This is a genomic window from Hymenobacter telluris (assembly GCF_017313265.1).
Lineage (GTDB): Bacteria > Bacteroidota > Bacteroidia > Cytophagales > Hymenobacteraceae > Hymenobacter > Hymenobacter telluris.
On record NZ_JAFLQZ010000010.1, the window covers coordinates 18,129 to 40,365 of the forward strand.

Here is a 22,237-nt window from a genome sequence, read left to right on the forward strand (position 1 = left end):
CCCCGCATTGCAACAGCAGTGCGGGGCGTTGTTTTACACGAAAAATGTAACGCGAAAATCTGTTTCGCGACGAGCGGAGCGAGTGTTTGGTAACGCACCAACGCGTAGGAACTCGCTTCGCTCGTCGCGGAACGGATTTCCGCGCTACAAGGTGCTTACTTACCTGCGAATTTCTTGCGCAACTCTACAATCTGGCCGCGGAACGCCTTATCGGAATCAATCAGGTCCGACACGGTTTGTACGGAGTGAATGACGGTACTATGGTCGCGGCCGCCGAAGTGGTGACCGATGCTTTTGAGTGAGTGGGTGGTGTGCTCCTTGGCAAAATACATGGCTACCTGCCGCGCCGTTACCACTTCCTTTTTGCGGGTTTTGGCCTTCAGTAGATCCAACGGCACGCTGAAATACTCGGCGCAGGTTTTCTGAATGAAGTCGATGTTGACCTCGGCCTCCACTTCCTCGATGATGTGCCGGAGCGCCTGCTTGGCCATTTCCAGGTCAATTTCGCGGCGGTTGAGGCTACTTTGCGCCACCAGTGAAATCAGTACGCCTTCCAGTTCCCGCACGTTGGTATTGACCGAGTGCGCCAGGTATTCCACCACTTGCGGCGGGATGTCGATGCCATCCTGCTGCATTTTGTTTTGGATGATGGCCATGCGCGTCTCGAAGTCGGGGCTTTGCAAGTCGGCGGTGAGGCCCCACTTGAAGCGGGAAAGCAGCCGGTCTTCCAAGCCCACCAGGTCGCGCGGGGGCCGGTCGGAAGTCATCACAATCTGCTTACCGGCTTGGTGCAAGTGGTTGAAGATGTGGAAGAACATCTCCTGCGTCTTGTCCTTGCCCGACAGAAACTGCACGTCGTCGAGAATTAGAATATCCACCAGTAAGTAGAAGTTGGCGAAGTCCTGCACCGCATTGGCCCGCAGGCTTTCAATGAACTGGTTGGTGAACTTCTCGGCCGACACGTACAGCACGAACTTGTCGGAATTGCTGGCCTTGATGTGGTTGCCGATGGCCTGCACCAAGTGCGTTTTGCCAAGCCCTACGCCGCCATAAATCATCAGCGGGTTGAAGCTGGTAGTACCGGGCTTGTTGGCCACGGCCAACCCCGCCGAGCGCGACAGCCGGTTACAGTCACCCTCGATGTAGTTCTCGAACGTGTAGCTGCCATTCAGCTGTGAGTGCAAGTAGTGCCGATCCACGGCCTTGCTGGCCTCGAAGGGGTTGCGGAGCGTAGCAGGTGCCATCGGAGCCGCTGCTGCCGCGGCCACATTGCGCGCCGACGACGACATAGGGCCGGCGGCCAGTGCAGCGGCGGGCGTGGCTACCGGCGCGGGGCCAGCGGCCTTGCGGGTGGTGGGCAGGTTGAGGGTGCGGGGCTGGTTTTGGCTGTTGCCTTGGTCCACCACAATGCTGTACTCCAGGCGGCCTTCCGGGCCCAGCTCTTGGTGAATAGCCCGCTTCAATTCTTCTACGTAGTGCTCCTCCAGAAACTCGTAGAAATAGGTGCTCGGCACCTGAATGATAAGCACGTTGTTTTGCAACGCCACCGGCACAATGGGTAGAAACCACGTGCGGAAGCTCTGCTCACCAATGGTAGCTTGGATGACGCGAAGGCAGTTGGCCCAGACCGTATGGCAATCCTTCAACATCAAGTAGTTACAACAAAAGCAGCAGGTGCGTGGGCAGAATAGAGGAGGCGCGAACGGGCCTCAGAAAGGCCCGTTTTTTATAAAGGGAGACAAAAATGTGGAAAACTCAGGAGACAAAAAACCCTTTTTCCACTTGCATTTGTCGAGCTTTTATCAGGCGGCGCGTACGGGCACTACGCCAGCCATTGCCACGGTTGGGCGGCGGGTGCCGCGCTCAAACGTATAGTCGAGGCGGCCCAGGTTGATGCCCGACCAGCCCACCTGGTTGATGAGGGTCTGGTGGCCGTTGGGGCCGGCTACCACATCGGGCTTGTCGAGGAAAGTATGGGTGTGGCCGCCCAGAATGAGGTCGATGCCGGGGGCACCGGCGGCCAGCTTGAAGTCGTCGATTTTGGCGCTGGCATACTTGTAGCCCAAGTGCGAAAGGCAGATAACCAGGTCGCATTTTTCGGAACCGCGCAGCTTGGCTACCGTTTGGTTGGCGGTGGCAATGGGGTCGAGGTACTTGGTGGCACCGAAGTTTTTATCGGCTACCAGCCCGGCCATTTCTATGCCCAGCCCAAACACGCCGATGCGGTGGCCGGCCTTCTCGAACACCTTATACGGCTGAAAACGACCGGCCAGAATGGTATTCGAGAAGTCGTAGTTGGCAATCAGGAAGGGGAAGGTGGCATTGGGCAGCTGCTTCTGCAAGCCTTCCAAGCCATTGTCGAAGTCGTGGTTGCCGAGGGTGCTGGCGTCGTACTGCATCTCGCTCATGAGCTTGTATTCCAGCTCGCCCATGAAGAAGTTGAAGTACGGCGTGCCCTGCCAGATGTCGCCGGAATCGAGGAGCAGCACGTGTGGCTCCTGCGCCCGAATCTGCTTGATGAGGCTGGCCCGGTGCGCCATGCCGCCCATACCGGCGTACTGTGCGGCATTGGCCGGAAACGGCTCGATGCGGGAGTGCATGTCGTTGGTATGCAGAATCACCAGCCGGTCGGCTTTGGTTTCGGCCACTGCCGGCACGCTCAGCCCCAGCAGGCTTACGCTGGCAGCCCCAACTCCAGTATGCTTAAGAAATTCGCGACGATTCACGTTGTTAATTTTTCGATTTACTAGTTGTGATAAGCCAGAATAAGAATGCCAGGCATATTATTAACTGCTCTTCGCCAGTTAACGAATGCAGAGCATTCTATAAGATCTTGAAAGATCATCGGCAATCTTTCAAGAAAATCGGCAGCGTAATCTAAACGCAACGTCACAGCACTACCTGCTTCACAGTGCACTGTAGTCATTCTGGCTGTTGACTGGTCTAGATAGCTCATACAATCAATCCAGGCTTCCATGTTTTTACCATAGAATTCTGGGAAGCCAAAAGCTTGTGCGAAAACAGTATGAAAGGAGACATGATCCGTAATCTGACGAGCATCAATAACAACCACCATTCGCTACTTTGCATATCAGAATTTCACCCGACCTTCTACGCGGGCTTCTATTGGCTTGCCTTGCTTGTTGAGCTCCTGAATCTGCTCGACGATGGCGGTGCGCAATAGCACGCCGGTGTCGCGGGGCTTGATGGCTTTGAAGAACGTTAGTTGGTCGCCGCCGCCAGCCAGGTAATCGGAAATGGCAATGGTATATAGCCGGTCTTGGGCGGGGTTGAACAGTTGGCCGTTGATAAGGATGGCCGTGGCTTTGCCGTCGGGCGTGGCAGTGTAGGTAGCGCCGGAAACTGCCATTTTCACGCGGGCCGCATAATCGAAAAGATGCTGCACCACTTCGCCGGAAGCATCCAGCACGACTAGCTCGTTTTCAAACGGCATCAGTTCAAATACCGAGCCCATGGTGATGGGGCCAGCCGGCAAAGGAGCCCGCAGGCCGCCGTTGGTCATCACGCCCAAATCAATGGGCGTACCCATTTCGCGGCTGGCGCGGGTGCGCTGCAAGTCGGCCACAAAGTTGGCCAGCGGCGACTCGCCCGAGTTCTTGGTAATGGCAACTGGCGCTGTGCCCAGTACCATAGCCATTTGCTCGGTGACGCGCTGGCGGTACGGCGCAATGGTGGCCACGGCCGTAGCGTCGTCGGGGAGCGTCGGGGTGACGGGCTGGGCCGTAACGGGCGCCAGCTGTGGCTTGGCTACGTAGGTACCACGCTGGCAAGCCGTTGAGAAGGCTAGAGCGGTGAGCAGGCTTAGCGCCGCCAGACGCGAAGGAAACAGGTGCATGGCAGAAAACTAAAGGAACGGACTACAAAGGTAACTCATACGAGCGGTTCGGCGGGAGCACGCTCCAAAGTCCGGGCCGGTTGTGGGAAAGTTGGCATTCGTAAAGTGGGGCTTGGTGGCTTCTGCCGGACAATTTTTCAGCTAAGCCGTAAAGGATGGCGAGGAGACGGAAGTTCATTCTCAGTGCAGGCTCTAGGCAGAGTAGAGCCTGCACTCTTGCAGCCTCCTGGGTTTTCTGATGCCCCGTTTCCCGCCCGACTGGTATCTTTAGCCGTTTCCGCTTCCAGCCTCCTTCCCACGTTTTCTTATGTCTGATACGCCGCGCCCCGTGTCTGTTTCCTTTTCCGAGTTTGAACCCCTGAGCGCGGAGGCCTGGCAGGCGCGCATTGCCCGTGACCTGAAAGGCGCCGACCCGGCTACCCTACGCTGGCTCACGCCGGATGGCTTCACGCTGGAGCCGTTCTACCACCGCGAAGCCCTGGCGGCGTTGCCCAACGTTCCGACCCCACAACTTCGGCCAGCTGCTTCTACCACTGCGTGGCGCAACGTGCCCAGCTACGCGGTGGCAGCCGGAGAAAAAGGCCGCGCGGCCATTATGCGGGCCACCGATGCCCTGGCGCGCGGCGCCGACGGAGCCCACTTTGTGCTGGCGGATACCACCGCCTTCGACGTGGACTTCCTGCACGCCCGCTTGCCCCTCGATACCACCTACATTGGCTACTCGCTCACGGCCGCGCCGGCAAGTTTCGTGCAGCGGCTGCTGGCTACTGGCACCACCAAGCTGCGCGGTTTTCTGCAATTCGACCCCATCACCGACCATTTGCCCGACCTGAAGGGGCAGTTGCAGGAGCTGCGGGAAGTGCTGATGCTGACTCGCTCGATGCCCGATTTTCAGGGCCTGACGCTGAATGCGGCCTTTTTCGGCAACCGGGGCGGCACCGTTACCCAGCAGATTGCCTTTACGCTGGCTGCCGCCGCCGCCTACCTGAGCGACCTACCAACCGATACTTTGACAACTGCGGAGGTAGCCGCCGCGCTGCGGGTGCACGTGGCCGTCAACCCGAACTACTTTTTTGAAATTGCCAAGCTGCGGGCATTGCGGCAGCTCTGGACGACGCTGCTGCACGCCTACGAACTGCCAGCGGAAACCGCCCAATTGTCTATCCTGGCCGAAACTTCTTCCTGGAGCCAAACCACGCTGGATGCCCACACCAACCTGCTGCGGGCTACCACCGAGGCTATGAGTGCCGTGCTCGGCGGCGCCGACGTACTCAGCATCCGGCCCTTCGACAGTCTGTTTCACGACCCCAACGAGTTTTCCGACCGATTGGCCCGCAACCTGTCGGTGCTACTGCGCGAGGAAGCGGGTTTGGGGCAGGTGCAGGATGCCGCGGCGGGCTCGTACTACCTGGAAACCCTGACTGATACGCTGGCCCAGGAGGCGTGGGCGCTGTTTCAGCAGATCGAGCTGGAAGGCGGCCTGCCCAAGGCGGTGGGCAAGGTGATGCAGGAACTCCACACCGCTGCCCAGGCCCAGTTTCGGCGCATTGCCACCGGCGAGCAGGTGGTAGTGGGCACCAACCGTTTCCAGAACACGCGGGAGCAGTTTGATTTCAACCCCAAGAAGCTGCTGCGGAGCCGGGAGTTCGACTCGACGCGGGCCACGTACCCGTCGGAGGTGCTGCGGCTGGCGACCAGCCTGCACTTCGAGCGGCGCGAGAAACGCAAGAAGCGGGCGGCCGTGGTGCTGCTCGGGGCGCACACCAACCAGCTGATTCAGGAGTCGTTTCTAAGGTTGCTGCCGGGTCAGGAGCAGCCGGCCATGCACGAGGCGCACCCGGCGGGTACGTTGTCGGTGCTGTTTTCGTCGCCCGAAGAAGCCACGCTGATGTATGCCACGCCCGAGCAGTTCGGCCAATTCTCGCGCTATATCCTGCGTATTGCGCAAGACGACAGCACGTTTGTGCCGCCCGTGCTGCTTACTGCCGACCTGGTTACCATGCAGGAAGCCGTGCGCGTGTTTGGCTTCCAGGAATTCACCGTGCAAGGCTACAGCACCGAGGATGTGCTGGCCCGGTTGCAAGGGAAATGAAGTGCGAGGTGACTAGAACTAGCTCCCCTCCTCAGATGAGGAGGGGCTGGGGGTGGTTGACTGATCGTAGGACGACTAACTAGTTCTAGTTTCTAATTCTAACTTTTCAACCACCCCCAACCCCTCCTCATCTGAGGAGGGGAGCTAGTTTTTAGAAATTTGCCTTATTGCCCCATTCTCATCACCTCCCCACCGATGAAACCCGACTTCTCCCAGATTGCCTATAACGCCGCGCCGCTGCCCGAAACGCCGGTGGCAGAAGCCGCTGCAACCACGCCCGAGGGCATTCAACTCAAGAGCCACTACACGGCCGACGATGTAGTCGGGCTCGACCATCTGGGGTTTGGGGCGGGGCAGGCGCCGTATTTGCGGGGCCCCTACCCTACTATGTACGTGCAAAACCCCTGGACTGTGCGGCAGTACGCGGGCTTCAGCACGGCCGAGGAAAGCAACGCCTTCTACCGCCGCAACCTGGCGGGCGGGCAAAAAGGCCTGTCGGTGGCGTTTGACCTGGCTACGCACCGCGGCTACGATTCCGACCACCCGCGGGTGGTGGGCGACGTGGGCAAGGCCGGCGTGGCAATTGACTCGGTGGAGGACATGAAGATTCTGTTCGACCAGATTCCGCTGGACCAGATGTCGGTGAGCATGACCATGAACGGGGCGGTGCTGCCCATTATGGCCTTTTATATAGTGGCGGCCGAGGAACAGGGCGTGACACCGGATAAGCTGGCAGGCACCATTCAGAACGATATTCTGAAGGAGTTCATGGTGCGCAACACCTACATCTATCCGCCGCAGCCGAGCATGCGCATCATTGCCGACATCTTCGCTTACACGGCGCAGCACATGCCCAAGTTCAACAGCATCAGCATTTCGGGCTACCACATGCAGGAGGCTGGCGCCACTGCCGACCTGGAGCTGGCCTACACCCTGGCCGATGGCCTGGAGTACGTGCGGGCGGGTTTGGCGGCGGGCATGACCATCGACCAGTTTGCGCCGCGGCTGTCGTTTTTCTGGGCCATTGGCATGAACCACTTCATGGAAATTGCCAAGCTGCGGGCGGGCCGGTTGCTGTGGGCCAAGCTGCTCAAGCAGTTCGAGCCGCAGAACCCCAAGAGCCTGGCGTTGCGCACGCACTGCCAAACCTCGGGCTACTCGCTCACCGAGCAGGACCCGTTCAACAACGTGGCCCGCACCGCCATTGAGGCGCTGGCCGCCGCGCTGGGTGGCACTCAAAGCCTGCACACCAACGCCCTCGACGAGGCCATTGCCCTGCCCACCGACTTCTCGGCCCGCATTGCCCGCAACACCCAGCTCTACCTCCAGCACGAAACCGACATCACCCGCGTGGTGGACCCCTGGGGCGGCTCTTACTACGTGGAAACCCTCACCCACGAGCTGGCCAACAAAGCCTGGGCGCTGATTCAGGAAGTGGAAGAGCTGGGCGGCATGGCCAAGGCCATTGAAACCGGGTTGCCCAAGCTGCGCATCGAGGAAGCCTCGGCCCGCAAGCAGGCCCGCATCGACTCGGGCAAGGAGGTGATTGTGGGCGTAAACCGCTACCGCCTCACCCCGGAGCAGCAGGCCCAAGAAACGCAAATCGAAATCCTCGACATCGACAACGCCGCCGTGCGCGAGTCGCAGATTGCGCGCCTCAACACCCTAAAAGCGGAGCGCGACAACGCCGCCGTGCAAGCCGCCCTGGCGGCCTTGACCGAGGCGGCGCGGGCGGGGGCCTCACCCCCTAGCCCCCTCTCCGAAAGAGAGGGGGAACTAGCTATAGATTCTAGCTCTATAAAATTAGAAGCTAGTTCCCCCTCTCTTTCGGAGAGGGGGCTAGGGGGTGAGGCCCCGGCTCAGAACAACCTTCTGGCCCTGGCCGTGCAGGCCGCCCGCTTGCGCGCCACCCTCGGCGAAATTTCGGATGCGCTGGAAGCGGTGTACGGCCGCCACCAAGCCACCATCCGCACGGTATCGGGCGTTTACTCGCAGGAAATGGACTACGACGCAGAATTTGCCAAGGCCCGCCAAGCGGCCGACGACTTCGCCGCCAAAGAAGGCCGCCGCCCCCGCATGATGGTGGCCAAAATGGGCCAGGACGGCCACGACCGGGGCTCGAAAATCATTGCCACCTCCTTCGCCGACGTGGGCTTCGACGTAGACATTGCCCCCCTCTTCCAAACCCCCGACGAGGTAGCCCGCCAGGCGGCAGAAAACGACGTGCACGTAGTGGGCGTGAGCAGCCTCGCCGCCGGCCACAAAACCCTGATTCCGCAGCTCATCCAGGAGCTACAGCAGCTCGGCCGCGAAGACATCCTCGTCATTGCCGGCGGCGTTATCCCCGCCCAGGACTACGATTTCCTCTACAACTCTGGCGTAGCTGGCGTGTATGGTCCGGGAACGGTCATTGCCGTAGCGGCACAGGAGATATTGGAGAAGTTGGGGGAAGAGTAAGCGTAAGCCTAACCAATTAAGCCGCGTTGTATGTCGCTGTTCGCAGAAGTAGACCTATTGAAAAAGGAGTTAGACGAGTTGCGCCCTCTCTCGCCGGATCAAGAGGCACGCATCTTGCAGAAGTTTCGTTTGGACTGGAATTACAATTCCAACGCTATTGAAGGCAACTCCCTAACGCTCGGCGAAACCCGCTCACTCCTGCTACACGGCCTCACCGCCGCTGGCAAACCCATCCGCGACCATCTGGATATAAAAGGACACAACGAAGCGGTGCTTTGGCTGGAAGATATTGTGCGGGACGAACGCCCCTTAACCGAGCAATTCATTCGGGGAATGCACGAAGTGTTGTTGGGCGAAGGCTACGACGTACCGGCGCAAACGCCCGACGGCCAGCCGACCCGCAAGCACATTCAGCCGGGCCGCTACAAATCTGGCCCCAACAACGTGCAGACAGCAACCGGCGAAATATTCTACTTCGCCAGCCCCGAAGAAACACCCGGCAAAATGACGGATCTCGTGGACTGGTACCGCCAAAAGACTGAACAAGCCACCTTACACCCCGTAGCGCTGGCCGCCGAGTTTCACTACCGTTTCGTGCGCATTCATCCCTTCGATGACGGCAACGGCCGCATGTCGCGCCTGCTGATGAATTTGATTCTGATGCGTAGCGGTTACCCCATGACTGTTATCAAAGCTACGGACCGCAACCGCTATCTGGCGGCCCTAGCCGAAGCCGATGCAGGTGAGATAGAGCCATTCTTCCGCTTTATCAGTGAGAATGTAGTATCATCTCTGCACCTCATGATTCGCGCTGCTAAAGATGAATCAATAGATGAACCAGATGATTTGGATAAGAAACTAGCGCTACTAAAAAAGCAAGTATTAACACGTAATGAAAGCATTAAATTGCTCTGGGATGAGACTTATCAAGAGGACAAGGCGTATAATTTATTAATAGAGATATGGCTTGATGATTTAATTTTGCAGAGCGAAAAATTTGATGATTTTTTTATAAATAAATCATACGTTGGATATATAACCTCAGCGGTATCCAAACCATCTACAATTCAAGAGAATAATGACTTGACCAGCTTTAAGAAAAAATTAGAATACGCCACAACATCCAGAAACGATACCATAGAATTCATAAGTTTTTCAAAACGATGGTACCATTTTCGGCAACTTAGCAACGGATTTGATGCCGGAATACTTGTGGTGTTTGAGTTTAAGTTAGACCATTTCAAGGTAAGGGCTGCAATCGTAACTGACTATGAAACAACCACACTAAGCAGTTTTTGGAGCGAAGGCGTTTTTAGTTCAATCTACTTGGACAGCTATAATCATGAAGAGATTCATAACATTAATTACAATATCATCACAAAGCTGTATGAGTACATAAAGACAAAAATTATCGAGGATGACGAAGTAGTTAAATAAAAATCGTCATTCGCAACATACATCCTTGTCTCTCCTATTTCATATAATAATAAAATAATATTACACCTCCGCATTCAATATGCAAATTACCAACTTCGACCAAGAAGACGCTGACATTGACTGGTTTGCTACGGACAGCAGCGGCCATATCCTGCACGTAGCATCCGGCGGCGGGGTACTGCCGGAGTCGGTGGCGGCTTCGCAGGAGGTGCTGCTGGAGCTGCACCAGCATTTCCTGACGCGGCCGGAACTGGAGGTGGCGGAAGTAGTGAATGGCGCGGAAGAAGCCAGCAGCTACCAGAGCTTTGCCCGCTACGCCCGGCGCGGGCTGTTCTCGTTCGAGAAAACCCGCCTGCACGAGCGCGCCGATACGCGCTACCACTTGGTGGCCCGGCCGCTTCGGCCGCTGCTGTTGCACGAGTTGCCGGCGCCGCTGGCCGAGTTGCTAGGCCGTACGCGGCTACCGGGCTCTGTGGCGGAACAGGTGACGCTTGATGTGGCTACTATTCTGTAGTGGAATGGATACTCCCCGCCTGTCATCCTGAGCTTGCGAAGGACCCTGTCACACATGAACGGCAAGCGTGAAAACGACTTGTTCTAGCGTGATAAGGTCCTTCGCAAGCTCAGGATGACAGATGAGGGGTAGTAGGCGCCTGAATAAGTGTAGATGCCAGCAACGCCGAGACGCGAAGTGTCGCGTCTCTACATCGTTCTTACAAACCCTTTACTGCTTACTCCCACCACCGGGCCTGGGGGAGTGGGCCGGCGCCGAGGGTGATGGGCTGGCCGAGTTCGGGCGTGGTGATGGGCAGAAACTTGAGGGCCGCGGCGGCCGTGGCGCGCTTCACCGATTCGTTCCAGGCGTGGTGGGCTTCGGTGAAAGCGCCCCAATGCACCGGCAGCATCACCCGCGCCCGCACGTCGAGGGCGGCTTGCACGCTTTGCTCGGGCAGCATATGAATCTGGGCCCATTGCGCGTCGTATTGGCCGCACTCCATCAGGGCCAGGTCGAAGGGGCCGTGCTGCTGGCCGATGGCGGCGAAGTGCGGCGCGTAGCCCCCGTCGCCGCTGTAGAAGACGCGCTTGGTGGGCGTTTTCAGCACCCAGGAGCTCCAGGACGTGGAGTTGCGGTTGGTGAGGCCACGGCCGGAAAAGTGGCGGGCCGGGGTGCTCACAACAGTCAGGCCGGGCAGCTGCACCGAGTCGTTCCAGTCCAGCTCCTGCACCTTCTCGGGCGCTACGCCCCAGGCCAGCAGGTGCGCGCCCACACCCAGCGGCACGTAGAAATGGGCCACTTTATCCTTGATAGTCCGGATGGTTTTGTAGTCGAGGTGGTCGTAGTGGTCGTGGGAAATGAGCACGGCGGCAATGTGCGGCAGCTGCTCGGGGGTGATGGCCAACGAGGGGTTGTAGCGCTTGGGCGTCACCCAGGACAGCGGCCCCATCTTCACGCTGAGCATGGGGTCGAGCAGGATGTTCTGGCCGGCTATTTCCACGAGGCTGGCCGAGTGCCCGAACCACGTTACGCGTACCAACTCGGGGGTTTTGCGCGTGATACTCAGCGAATCGAGGGGCTGGGTGGGCAATGGGCCGGGCGGGTCGGCGTCGGGGAGCTTATCGAACAGGAAGCGCCACAGCGTACCGAACATGCTGCCTTCGCCGGTCATTAGGGTGGTAGGCACTAGGTTCTGGAATTCGCCGTCCAGGTAGCGGCCGGTTTTCGCGTAAGCGGCGCGTTGGGCTTTGGTGGGCTTGCCGCCCAGCTCGGGGCTGAGGTTGGCGAAGGCCACGCCGGCCACCAGCAACACGGCCAGCAAGCTAATTACCAGCCGGCCAAGTACTCTCAAGGGTTTGCGCATGAAGGGGTTGGTAAAATGCCTTTTCCTGTACGTCAACCAGTTCGGTAGCGCCGGCCTTGCCGCGCAATTGGTGGTTGCCGAGGTGCGTGAACTGATATTCCGGCTGCGCGCCCAATTGGCGGTACAGGCTGTCGGAAACGAGGAATTTGCTGCCCAACGCGTTGCATTGAGCCTGAATGCGGGCGGTGGTATTGAGCACGTCGCCGTGGTAGACCAGCTCCCGGTGCGCCGCGCCCACCAGCACCGTGGTAACCGGCCCGCCGTGCGCCCCGGCCTTGAATTCGGGCACCACGCCGTACTTGCGCAGGTAGTAGCTTTGCCGCTCCTCAATACGGTGCTGCATCTCGAAAAAGCAGTGCAGCACGTTGGCATGCGACACGCCCAACTTAGCCGGCCAGGTCACCACCACCTCGTCGCCGACGTATTGGTACACCTCGCCGCGGGTGGTGGCAATGGCCACGCTGGCGTCGGCGAAAAAGTCGCGCACGAAGCGGCTGTATCGGTCGTTGCCCAGGGTTTCGGCCAAGCGGGTTGAGCCTTTTAAGTCCACGAACAGGAAAATCCGGTCCTCACTGACGGGCTGCTGGTAATGGCCGGCCAGCAGCTGCATGAGGCGCTGCCGGTCCATGCGTAGCAGCAGCTGGCGCACCAGCGTGGTCATGGAGCCCGCAAACAGATAGATAATGGCCACCCGCAGCACGTTCTGTACCAGTCCTGGCGTTTTGCCGGTGGGCGGCAGCCACAGCTGATGCAGGTCGAGCAGGTACGTCACCCACAGAAAGGCGCCGTAGAGCACGCCCAGCAGCAGCAAATGCGCAACGCCTTGCAGCAGGGTTGCCACGCGCAGGTTCACGCGCTGCACCAGCGCCGGAAACACCACGGCTTCCAGCACGCCCAGCGCCAGCCCAATCGGCAAGCCCACTAGGGCCAACGGGAACAGCGCCTGGCGCGGCACCCACAGCAGCAGCGCCATGGCTTCGAGCACGCCCACAAACACAACGCCAATGCTACCAATGATTTGGAGCGTATGGCGGCGCGCAGCCCAGAAACGAGCCCGGCGGGCAGCAGTAGCACTAACAGGCGGCATAGATGAAAGCAAATAGCAGCGGAACACACGCGCTGCTACTCTCTAATAACGGAATGATACCCGAAATACTTTACACCGAGGATACATAAGCTGTTTAGAAAACTAAAAAGCTAGTTCCCCTCCTCGGATGAGGAGGGGCTAGGGGTGGTTGACCTGCCGTTGAACGACAACTAGTTTTAGCTCTGGTTTTTCAACCACCCCTAACCCCTCCTCAGCTGAGGAGGGGAACTAAACTTCTAGCTTTAACCCCCAAACGCAACAACCCGCCCCCTCCGAAGCCGGAAAAGGCGGGTTGCTTACGTAAGATGAGCGGGCTTAACTGCGGCGGCTGGCGTCGCGACGGTCGTTGCCGCGCCGGTCGTTGTGGCGGTCGGCCATCTGGCGCTGGCGCTCCTGGCGCTTGGCTTCAAACTGCGCGTACTGCTTTTTCGACAGCACATCTTTCAGCTTTTTGTCGGTGCTTTCCTGGATGCGTTTGCGCTCGGCCATGGCCTGGCTACGGTCGGCAGAGCTGGAGCGGCTGCGCAGGGCCTGCATCTGCTGCTGTTGCTCCTGGAATATCTTTTCGACTTTCGCTTTGTCTTTGCTGCTGAGGTCGAGGTCTTTGGCCATCTGGTCGAGGCGGCGCTGCTGGTGCTGGGCGCCGCGCTGACCTTTCTTGTCGCCTTTGCGGCCTTTGTCATGGTCCCGGTCCTGGCGCTGCTCCTGGCCGATGGCGGCCGTAGTGGCGGCGAAAGATGAGCTAGCAAACGAAGTACCGAGGCTGAGCAAGAGGGCGAAACTGAAGAGTTGCTTTTTCATGATAACAGAGTTTGAAGTTGATGTCGAATGGTGGGTGGAACGTTGCGTCCTGATTCCCTCTATTCAAACCCAATGCCGGACTCCCACCACAGCCGCTGCCGCTCTATCAAACTCCTATTAGAATCGACGGATTGCCCAACCTATTCGCCCGGTCGTGCGCCTGGCGGCCCAGGATCCACACGATACAGTGGCGCCGCAAGCAGCCCGCGCGTTTATATAGCAGTTTCACGAGCGGTGTAGCGGCTGGCCCCGGCCGGCCCGGCGGCTTTTTTAGCCGGCGGGCCGGCAGAAGTAAGCGCCCGTTGTTTCATACCCTGTGCCGTGCAGGCGGTGACTGGCCCGCCGGCTGAAGAAGCCGCCGAACCGGCACGTATACCGTTTGTTAAACTGCTACAAGTATCATCTTTGGGGCGCTTGTTGCTGGTGTTTGCCCCCGGCAATTCCGCTTCGGTGGGTTTCTGCCGCTGTTCCGCTCCCTACCCCATGCTGCCACTCCCCACATCCTTGCCCTTCCCTCGCCCAACCACCATCCTCTTCGATTTAGACGATACGCTCTTCGACCACGCCAATACGGCGCGGGCGGCCCTGGCCAACAGCACCACGGGCCTGCCCGAGTTTCAGGCCGTGGACCTGGAAGTGCTCTACCAGCAATACAGCGAAATTCTGGAGGAAATCCACCCGCGGGTGCTGGCCGGCGAGTTCACTCCTGTAGAAGCGCGCCGCCTGCGGTTTCAGCGGCTACTGGCACCCTACGGCTATGCTACCACGCTCGATGAACTCGACCTATTTGTGGTACAGCACTACGGCAGCTACCAGCGCCTGCGCCGGCCAGTACCCGGTGCCTTGGAGCTGCTGCACGCCCTGAAACCGCACTACCGCATTGGCATCGTGACCAATAACCGCACCGCCGAGCAACAGGAAAAGCTGGCCCAACTGGGCATGACGCACCTGATAGATGCCCTGATTACCTCCGAAGACGTGGGCGTGCCTAAGCCCAACCCGCACATCTACCAGGTAGCGCTGGAGCGCCTGCAAAGCCGCGCCCCCGAAACCGTCATGGTGGGCGACAACTGGACGGCTGATGTAATTGGAGCCTTGGAGGCAGGCATTCGGCCGCTGTGGCTGAACCGGTTTGGCGCTACCCGGCCGCTACCCCACGTCGAGGAAATAACCAGCCTGGAGCCGTTGGCGGCTACGTTGCTGGCAATTACGGGCCAGCAGTAATTGGGCTTGCTGATGAGAGAACTATAAACAAACAGAACGTCATGCAGAGGCGCAGCCGAAGCATCTCGCACGCTGATATTGCAACAGTAATCCTGATGTTAGCACGCGAGATGCTTCGGCTGCGCCTTTGCATGACGGCCTTATCTACTAAAAGTCCACACAGCCTGGTAGTCGGCAACAATATTCCTAGCTTCCACCTTCCAAATCCCTCCCTACCATGATGCGTTTCTGCTACGTTTTGCCCCTCGCGCTAGCTGTGCTTGCCGGCTGCAACTCCGCGCCCTCCACGGCCACTACCACCGCCGGCCAATCCGCCGCCGCGCCCGCCGACAGCAGCGCAACGGCCACTGCCGCGCCGGGCGAGGCGTGCAACGTGCAGGTAGCAGGCCTCACGTTCACCCACTCCCTCAACGGCGCGGCCCAGAACGCAACGGTGGCTGCCGGCCGCCTCACACTCCGCAGCGACGCCAAGCGCGACAATTTCAACGACCCCGACGGCAAGCTCACCAATAACACCGCCCCAGTCCTGCTCACGGAAGTAAACAACCGCCAGCCCTTCACCCTCACGGCCAACGTCACGCCCGAGTTCCTAGATATGTATGATGCCGGGGTGCTTTACGTGTACCTGAACCCTAAGCTGTGGCAGAAGTTCTGCTTTGAGCGCGACGAACTGGCCCGCACCCGTATTGTGAGCGTACGCACCATCGGCACCTCCGACGACAACAACCACGACTTGGTGAAGCAGAAGAACGTGTTCCTGAAAATTTCGTCCGACACCAAGACCATCGGCTTTTACTACTCGCTCGATGGCCGCAACTGGGAACTGGCCCGCCTCTACAAAAACGAGTATCCCGCCACCATCTGGCTGGGCGTGAGCACCCAGGCGCCGGTAGGAAAAGGCACCAGTGCCCGGTTTGAGAGCTGCACGCTCACGCAAACCAGCATCAAGGATTTCCGCCGGGGCGTCTAGCAGCTAGGGCTGGGCTGCTTCCCAACAACCAGAGCCAATGTACCCGGTTTTCGAGTTTGAGCGTATGCCGGAGTAGCGGGGCCATTCCTCGCCATCCAGCTATGCAATACGACACCAAGACGACCACCCTGCAAGACCTTGGCCGCGTTGTGCTGGGCACCTTTATGGTAACGGCCGGCACCGGGCACCTCACTTTCGTGCGGAAAGATTTTCAGGCCCAAGTACCCGATTGGGTGCCGCTCAATAAAGACACGGTAGTGCTGTTGTCGGGGGTGGTGGAAATTGGGCTGGGGGTGTCGTTGCTGCTGGCCAAGCGCCGCAAAAAGCTGATGGGGCAAGGGCTGGCAGCCTTCTTTGGCATGGTGTTTCCCGGCAACGTGCACCAGTACACCCACCACATAAGCGCCTTTGGCCTCGACTCGGATGAGAAGCGGCTGGCCCGGCTGTTTTTTCAGCCTGTGCTGATGGGCTGGGCGCTGTGGTGCACCGGCGCCTGGCCCACCAAACGCCGGCAATAGAACTCACCAGCACACCAGTGACGGCCTTGCGAATCCCAGATAGTTCCAGCCAATCCTCTTCCCCATGAGTGCAGATACTTTTTCTACGGGCCCCGCCGGCGTGTATGCCCAAATCCAGCAAGACGGCCAGTTGGTGACGGTGGTGAAACTACAGGACGGTTTGCCGAACACCCCACCTGACCTGCGCCAGCAGTTGATGCAGCGGCTACGCCTAGCCCCCAACGACCTACTGCTGGTCTTGCAATCCGATGGGAGTGAGCCGGAACAAGGCCCCGCCCAACAGCTCTACGAACAATACCTCTCCACCAACACCGCCGCCGTAGCCGACGTAACCTGGCAGCCCCTGAGCTGAAAACCAGCCGTTAGTTGAACACCCAGCACGCAAAAGGCCCGGCAAGTTGCCGGGCCTTTGCTATAAAACCTACTTGATAAGAGCAGCCGCTCGACGGGCGCTACACGGCCACTGCCGCGCGGTTGCGGCCCAGCATACTATCAAGGCTCCAGATACCGGCGCCGTGCGCCCAGATGTAGAGGAACACAAAGCAGTACACCACTGCCAGTTCGCCTTGGTTGATGATAGGCAACGGGTGTTGAAATCCGTGGGCCATAAAGTAAGCCACGGCCATAGTGCCGCTAGATAAAAACGCGGCAGGACGAGTCAGAAAGCCCACGGCAATCAGCAGCCCACCCACAAACTCAATGATACCGGCCACTCCCATCAAGGAAGCCAGCTCTACCGGCGGCTTGTCGCCGGGGGTACCAAACAGTTTCTGGCTGCCATGCATGGCGAACAATACGCCTACCACAATGCGCAGAATGGCAAAGGCATGAGGCGCGAAACGAGCAACGGAATCATTCATGGGTACGGGGGCTAAGTGGTTTCTGGAAATAATACGCAACGCACGGTGTTACTGCGGCGGCAGCACTTTCAGAGCTTCTTCGTTGCCTTGCTGCACGGCCAGGTCGCGGGCCGAAAGGCCGCGCACGTCGCGCAGGGTGGTATCGGCGCCGGCCTCAAGCAGCACCGGCACAATGTTGTGGCGGCCAAACAGCGTGGCGAACATCAGGGCCGTGCCTTCGTTGCCGTTGCGGGCGTTCAGGTCGGCGCCGTTGTCGATGAGGAGCTGGGCAATTTCGGGGTAGCCTTTGAAGCTGACGCCCATCAGGGCGGTGTTGCCGCTGGCATCGTGGCGGTTGGGGTCGGCGCCGGCTTCCAGCAGCACCCGCACGGCCTCGATGTGGTTGTCGTAGGCGGCCAGAATCAGGGCCGTGTAGCCGCGGCCGTCTTGGGTGTTTACGTCGGTGCCTTCGGCCAGTAGGGCGCTGATGGTGGCTACGTCGCCGCGGCGGGCGGCATCAAACAAGAGGTCTTCGGGACGGGAAGAAGTGAAATCCATGAGGTCAGCAGGTGAAATTCGGTTAAGCTTCGCGGATAATACGGCCGGCCGGCAAAATTGATTGATTCTTGCCTTAAAGCCCGGCCGTGCGGCCAACAAACGGCGGCCTTATACAGACAAATCCAACGCTGGCAGGTTTAGGCTGTGTTTCACTCTTTCCATTCCTGCTTCATGGATTTGCAACTCACCAACAAAGTAGCGTTAGTCACAGGGTCTACGGCCGGCATCGGGCTGGCCATTGCGCGCCGGTTGGCCGCCGAGGGCGCCGAGGTAATCTTAACCGGCCGCACCGAGGCGCGCATCAGCGAAGCCCGCACTGCCATCCTTGCCGAGACGCCCGGCGCCCAAGTACGCGGCGTGGCCGTTGATTTCGGCAAAGCCGAGGAAGTTGGCAACCTGCTGCGCGAAGTACCGACGGTGGATATTCTGGTCAACAACGTGGGCATCTTCGACCCCAAGCCGTTCGTAGAAATTCCGGATGAAGACTGGGTACGGTTTTTCGAAGTGAACGTGCTGAGCGGCGTGCGGCTTTCGCGCCAGTATTTCCCGCTGATGCTAAAGCAGAACTGGGGCCGCATCCTGTTCATCTCCAGCGAGTCGGCCCTCCAGATTCCGGAGGAAATGATTCACTACGGCACCACCAAAACCGCCCAGCTGGCCGTAGCCCGCGGCCTGGCCGAACTCACCAAAGGCACGGCTGTTACGGTCAACTCGGTGCTGCCGGGCCCCACGGCATCGGAGGGCGTGGAAGAGTTTATCGGCAAGATGTCGGCCGAGGGCAAGAGCAAGGAGGAAGCCGAAAAGGACTTCTTCCAGCAAGCCCGCCCCTCTTCCCTGCTCCAGCGCTTTGCTACTACCGACGAGGTAGCCAGCATGGTAGCCTACCTGGCCAGCCCACTCGCCTCTGCCACCAACGGCGCCTCCGTGCGGGTAGATGGCGGTGTTATCCGGAGCATCGGCTAAAAAGTTGGATCGTTCTGGCGGGCAACCTCCCCCCCGGCCCCCTCTCCAAAAGAGAGGGGGAGCCTAACGTATCTGCTTTCGTTGGAGCCAGCCCGTGAAATGCAAAGCCCCGGCGCTGAACGTTTCAGCGCCGGGGCTTTGCATTTCACGGGCTGGCCTTTAAAATATCAGCAACAGCACCACAGCCACCACCCACAGCAGCACGCCTACTACGGCGGTATTCACGCGCACCTCGGGAGGCCGCCGGGGCAGCACCCCCACCACCGATACGCCCAGCAGCGCAACCGGCAGCAGGGCCATCGGGCCACTATACAGGCCACCGCCGTAAGGCTGAAACGGAGCCGCTCCGTCGGGGGAAGCTGGCGAACTAACCTGGCGCACCACCCGCAGCAAAGGCGTTTGCCACACCGTTAGGCGCTGGCCTTCGCGGGCGCGGGGCGCAATGGCGCTAGGCAGCCGAAACTTGGTGTTGGTGGTTGCAATGTCGTAGGCCATTTGGGGGTTGGCGGCCGATGAGCCCACCGATACAATCTGGCGGCTTAGCACTTCTTCGTTGGCAAACTCGCGCAGGGGCAAGCCCCAATCTAAGGCAAACAACAGGCAGCAGGCCAGCAGCACCCAATTCACCCAGCGGGCCGTAGGTGCGGCGCGGGCCAGTATCAGCTTGGTGGGGTCGGGGGGGCGCACGGGCGGCGCGAAAGACTCGGGTTCTTGCTGCAAAAGCCGGTCGTAGGCCCAGCGGCGGCGCGGGTCGGCCAGAATCTGAAAACCCTCATAGGCATCCTGAAGTCGGGCATTCTGGGCAGGGTCTACGGCGGCGCGACGGTGCATGCGGGCGTGCATGCGGCGGTAGGCTTGCTCTATTTCGGCTAGGGTAGCCGTATGCGGCACGCCCAGCACGGTATAGTAATTCTGTAAGTGATTCGGCATAATATAAAGCTGACGGGCAACTGGCATAGTGCCTGCTGAATATACCAAACGGCAGGCCACGGCGCAACTACGCGCCGCCGTGTAGCTAGCAAGCAAACCACACCGGCAGCTACTCCAACCGGCCTTGGTACTCACCTACTTATAACAACGCGCTACCATCCGGCTTCGTGCCCACTAGCACACTTATTCTCAGCCTACTGCCCGCACTAACTGCCGCCGCAGCCAAGACCAGCGGGCAGCTCCTACGGCTAGGTTTACCAGCCATGCTTTGCCCGCCAAAAACCGCATCAGGTGATAGCGTTGCGTCAGCTCGCGGCCAATCAGGCGCTGCACTTCCTGGGCATAGCGGGCCAGATAGTCGGCCTCGAAGTGCTGGGCCCGGAAGCACCGTTGCGCCTGTTGGGCCGCCAGAATACCGCTGTGTACTGCTTTATCGATGCCGTGGCCTTGCAGCGGGTCGATGAGGGCGGCGGCATCACCACACAGCAGCACCCGGGTGCCATGCACCGCCCGGCCCGAACCACCCAGCGGCAGCCCAAACCCGGTGATGGGCGTAAGCGCTTCGGCCTGGGTGAAACGTGGGGCCAGGTGTGGGTGCGTAGCCAGCAACTCGCGCAACTCGTGCTTTAAATCAAGCCGGCGGGCAGCTACTTCCTCCGACAGCACCCCGAAGCCCACGTTGTATACCCCGCCGCCCACCGGAAACACCCAGCAGTAGCCCGCTTGGTATTCGCGCAGAAAATAGAAGTCGGAGGTATGCTCGGGGGCCTCCGCTACCCCGCGGTAGTACGTCCGCACGGCTGCGCAATGGTGCGCCCGGTTCAGCCGGGCCTGGGGCATCAGGTGGCGCGCCACCACTGAATTAGCCCCGTCGCAGCCAATAACGAGGCCGGCGCGCACTGGCGGCTGCGCGCCTACCGCCGGCACAAGCGTGATGCCCGCCGCATCAGGCAGCAGGTCCCGGACGGTATAGCCTTCCAGAATTTCCGTGGTAGTGTGGCGGCGCACCAGCGTCAGCAGCGCATCATCGAAATGCAGGCGCGGGCTATTGAATGCGGGCTTGTGCCACTTGATGAGTAGCTCACGGCCATTGGGAGCCAGCAGGCGGCTATGGGTGGTATCGGCGCGGTGCGGGGTTAGCAGCTCGTGCAGTTCGGCAGCGTAGGCGGGACTTAGGCGGGCGAGGTGCTTGAGGGTAGGACTGGGAATGGCATCACCGCAGATTTTGTCGCGCGGGAATTGGCCTTTGTCTAGCAGGGCTACCCGCAACCCGCTGTGGCGCAGCGCCAACGCACAGGCCGCCCCCGCCGGCCCGGCCCCTACAATAACTACGTCGTACGTAACAGGCGCAACGGACACAAACGAAGGTACTACCCGCCCAGGTTTTTACCCGTCGATGGCCTCCTGCAAATACGCGCAGAACGGCTGCATAGCTTGGAAAGCAGCGGGCACATAGGTATCCAGGTCGAGCTGGCGGGCGGTGGCGTCGGGCACGACATGGCTCACCACGAAGCTTTTGTGCTTGAGCAACTCGATGTCGGGGTGGTCGGTGGGGTAGCCGGCGGGAGCTTTCTTGAGTTTGTCGCCCGCCATACCATCGAAATATTTTCGGAAGCCGGGCGCATCGAGCAACGCATGCAATGCCTCCCCGTTGTAGTCGATTTCCTGGCGGATGCGGGCCAGCTGCTCCTTTTCAGGTTCGTAGAGGCCACCGGCCAGCAACGTCTGCCCGTTGGGGCCCAGCTGCACGTAGTAGCCCGGCCCGTTGCCGGCCTTGCCCCCCGCCGAGAAATAAGCGCTGAAATGCGTTTTATAAGGCCGCTTGTCTTTAGCGAAACGCACGTCGCGGTAGATGCGGAAGATGCACTTCTTGGCTTCCAGCCCTGCCAACGCGGGGTCTTGCGTAGCCAGCTGTTTCAGCCAGCGCCCCACGGCCGCTTCGAAATCCTGCCGCAGCTGGTCGTAGGTGGCTTTGTGCGTTTGAAACCACTCCCGGTCGTTGTGCAGCGTAAGCTCGGAGAGGAAGTCAAATAGGTGAGAGGTGTTCACAGATGGATTGCTGATTGTTGACTGTTGATTGATGAACAGCTGCTTGTTGATTTGTCGAGAAGGCATGGCTCTGCCTCCATAACAACCAGCAATTCAGCTGGCAGCAATTTTTAATTTTTCCGCATTTCCTGCTGCCGCATCGGCATTACGTCGATGGTTTTAAACAACGAGCCTGGCGTTACCGGCTCGGTTTCGCGGCGCTTCACCCCGCCATCTTTCCCAATGAGTAGCACCGTAAACCCGGTGCCGGAAGTGCGCAAGGTTTCGGTTACGTACTTCTTATCGGCCACCGAGAGGTTATCGAGCAGTACCTCATGCACCAGCAGGTCGCGCGCGTCGAGGTCGGGGCGCGCCGGAGCCAGCAGTTGCCGCTGACGGAGCAGGGCGGCATCGGTGGCGGTGGGTGCGCACAGCAGCAATACCCGCTTCTGCCAGCGGCTGGCTTTCAGGAGAGCAGCCAATGACCGTTGAGCAGGCTTGGTTTGAGCCTGAACCGTAGCCGCCAGCAATAAGCCACCAACTACCAGCAGCCAGCATAAAGGAGTGAAACGCATATGGAGGGAATTCGTGGTGCAGAGTGAAAAGGTGTATAGCCAG

General features: G+C 59.6%; 22 protein-coding genes. 9 read left to right on the forward strand and 13 right to left on the reverse strand.

Annotated elements, in window-relative coordinates; translation table 11 throughout:
• Positions 1-155 precede the first annotated feature (155 nt).
• The 4 genes from dnaA to J0X19_RS14850 form a co-directional block, all read right to left on the reverse strand.
• Positions 156-1,649: a chromosomal replication initiator protein DnaA gene (gene dnaA / locus J0X19_RS14835; protein ID WP_206985166.1), complete on the reverse strand. Its 1,494-nt coding sequence runs from the start codon at positions 1,647-1,649 to the stop codon at positions 156-158.
• Positions 1,650-1,802: 153 nt separating this feature from the next.
• Positions 1,803-2,726: a bifunctional metallophosphatase/5'-nucleotidase gene (locus J0X19_RS14840; protein WP_206985167.1), complete on the reverse strand. Its 924-nt coding sequence runs from the start codon at positions 2,724-2,726 to the stop codon at positions 1,803-1,805.
• A gap of 20 nt (positions 2,727-2,746) precedes the next feature.
• Positions 2,747-3,076, reverse strand: a complete 330-nt coding sequence (locus tag J0X19_RS14845; RefSeq protein WP_206985168.1) for a barstar family protein — start codon at positions 3,074-3,076, stop codon at positions 2,747-2,749.
• A gap of 15 nt (positions 3,077-3,091) precedes the next feature.
• Positions 3,092-3,856 (reverse strand): 5'-nucleotidase C-terminal domain-containing protein, encoded by a 765-nt coding sequence (locus J0X19_RS14850; RefSeq protein ID WP_206985169.1) that lies wholly within the window; start codon positions 3,854-3,856, stop codon positions 3,092-3,094.
• Between the two features lie 307 nt (positions 3,857-4,163).
• On the opposite strand from J0X19_RS14850, the gene J0X19_RS14855 reads away from it, so the two are divergent.
• From J0X19_RS14855 to J0X19_RS14870, 4 genes are all read left to right on the forward strand, one after another.
• On the forward strand, positions 4,164-5,948 hold the full coding sequence (locus tag J0X19_RS14855) for a methylmalonyl-CoA mutase family protein (protein WP_206985170.1): 1,785 nt from the start codon (positions 4,164-4,166) through the stop codon (positions 5,946-5,948).
• Positions 5,949-6,143: 195 nt separating this feature from the next.
• A complete protein-coding gene (scpA, locus tag J0X19_RS14860; protein WP_206985171.1) occupies positions 6,144-8,405 on the forward strand; it encodes a methylmalonyl-CoA mutase in 2,262 nt (753 codons plus the stop codon).
• 30 nt (positions 8,406-8,435) lie between these two features.
• Positions 8,436-9,842, forward strand: coding sequence for a Fic family protein (locus tag J0X19_RS14865; protein WP_206985172.1), 1,407 nt, complete (start codon positions 8,436-8,438; stop codon positions 9,840-9,842).
• A 79-nt stretch (positions 9,843-9,921) separates the two neighbouring features.
• Entirely contained in the window at positions 9,922-10,356 is a 435-nt protein-coding gene (locus tag J0X19_RS14870; RefSeq protein ID WP_206985173.1) for a hypothetical protein, read from the forward strand.
• A gap of 217 nt (positions 10,357-10,573) precedes the next feature.
• On the opposite strand, the gene J0X19_RS14875 is transcribed toward J0X19_RS14870, so the two are convergent.
• The 3 genes from J0X19_RS14875 to J0X19_RS14885 form a co-directional block, all read right to left on the reverse strand.
• Positions 10,574-11,701: an MBL fold metallo-hydrolase gene (locus J0X19_RS14875; protein WP_206985174.1), complete on the reverse strand. Its 1,128-nt coding sequence runs from the start codon at positions 11,699-11,701 to the stop codon at positions 10,574-10,576.
• On the reverse strand, positions 11,661-12,788 hold the full coding sequence (locus J0X19_RS14880) for an adenylate/guanylate cyclase domain-containing protein (RefSeq protein WP_206985175.1): 1,128 nt from the start codon (positions 12,786-12,788) through the stop codon (positions 11,661-11,663). Before J0X19_RS14880 ends, J0X19_RS14875 begins: the two co-directional genes overlap by 41 nt.
• Positions 12,789-13,103: 315 nt before the next feature.
• Positions 13,104-13,589: a hypothetical protein gene (locus J0X19_RS14885; protein ID WP_206985176.1), complete on the reverse strand. Its 486-nt coding sequence runs from the start codon at positions 13,587-13,589 to the stop codon at positions 13,104-13,106.
• Between the two features lie 483 nt (positions 13,590-14,072).
• Here J0X19_RS14885 and J0X19_RS14890 point away from each other — a divergent pair, with 483 nt between their 5' ends.
• From J0X19_RS14890 to J0X19_RS14905, 4 genes are all read left to right on the forward strand, one after another.
• Positions 14,073-14,813, forward strand: a complete 741-nt coding sequence (locus tag J0X19_RS14890) for an HAD family hydrolase (RefSeq protein ID WP_206985177.1) — start codon at positions 14,073-14,075, stop codon at positions 14,811-14,813.
• A 217-nt stretch (positions 14,814-15,030) separates the two neighbouring features.
• A complete protein-coding gene (locus J0X19_RS14895; RefSeq protein WP_206985178.1) occupies positions 15,031-15,783 on the forward strand; it encodes a DUF1349 domain-containing protein in 753 nt (250 codons plus the stop codon).
• Between the two features lie 101 nt (positions 15,784-15,884).
• Positions 15,885-16,301: a DoxX family protein gene (locus tag J0X19_RS14900; protein ID WP_206985179.1), complete on the forward strand. Its 417-nt coding sequence runs from the start codon at positions 15,885-15,887 to the stop codon at positions 16,299-16,301.
• 64 nt (positions 16,302-16,365) lie between these two features.
• Complete coding sequence (locus J0X19_RS14905; protein WP_206985180.1) at positions 16,366-16,653, forward strand: hypothetical protein; 288 nt, start codon at positions 16,366-16,368, stop codon at positions 16,651-16,653.
• Positions 16,654-16,753: 100 nt separating this feature from the next.
• Here J0X19_RS14905 and J0X19_RS14910 read toward each other — a convergent pair whose 3' ends face one another.
• Complete coding sequence (locus J0X19_RS14910) at positions 16,754-17,161, reverse strand: DoxX family protein (RefSeq protein ID WP_206985181.1); 408 nt, start codon at positions 17,159-17,161, stop codon at positions 16,754-16,756.
• A 48-nt stretch (positions 17,162-17,209) separates the two neighbouring features.
• Complete coding sequence (locus J0X19_RS14915; RefSeq protein WP_206985182.1) at positions 17,210-17,698, reverse strand: ankyrin repeat domain-containing protein; 489 nt, start codon at positions 17,696-17,698, stop codon at positions 17,210-17,212.
• Between the two features lie 171 nt (positions 17,699-17,869).
• On the opposite strand from J0X19_RS14915, the gene J0X19_RS14920 reads away from it, so the two are divergent.
• Positions 17,870-18,661, forward strand: coding sequence for an SDR family NAD(P)-dependent oxidoreductase (locus tag J0X19_RS14920; RefSeq protein WP_206985183.1), 792 nt, complete (start codon positions 17,870-17,872; stop codon positions 18,659-18,661).
• A 159-nt stretch (positions 18,662-18,820) separates the two neighbouring features.
• On the opposite strand, the gene J0X19_RS14925 is transcribed toward J0X19_RS14920, so the two are convergent.
• From J0X19_RS14925 to J0X19_RS14940, 4 genes are all read right to left on the reverse strand, one after another.
• The gene (locus J0X19_RS14925) at positions 18,821-19,591 is read right to left on the reverse strand and encodes a J domain-containing protein (protein WP_206985184.1); all 771 of its coding nucleotides are present in this window, start codon (positions 19,589-19,591) and stop codon (positions 18,821-18,823) included.
• Between the two features lie 189 nt (positions 19,592-19,780).
• Complete coding sequence (locus J0X19_RS14930; protein WP_206985185.1) at positions 19,781-20,950, reverse strand: NAD(P)/FAD-dependent oxidoreductase; 1,170 nt, start codon at positions 20,948-20,950, stop codon at positions 19,781-19,783.
• A 27-nt stretch (positions 20,951-20,977) separates the two neighbouring features.
• Positions 20,978-21,706 (reverse strand): DUF2461 domain-containing protein, encoded by a 729-nt coding sequence (locus J0X19_RS14935; protein ID WP_206985186.1) that lies wholly within the window; start codon positions 21,704-21,706, stop codon positions 20,978-20,980.
• A gap of 44 nt (positions 21,707-21,750) precedes the next feature.
• Positions 21,751-22,194 carry a DUF4174 domain-containing protein gene (locus J0X19_RS14940; protein ID WP_206985187.1) on the reverse strand — a complete coding sequence of 148 codons (444 nt, stop codon included), beginning with the start codon at positions 22,192-22,194 and terminating at the stop codon, positions 21,751-21,753.
• Positions 22,195-22,237: the final 43 nt, after the last annotated feature.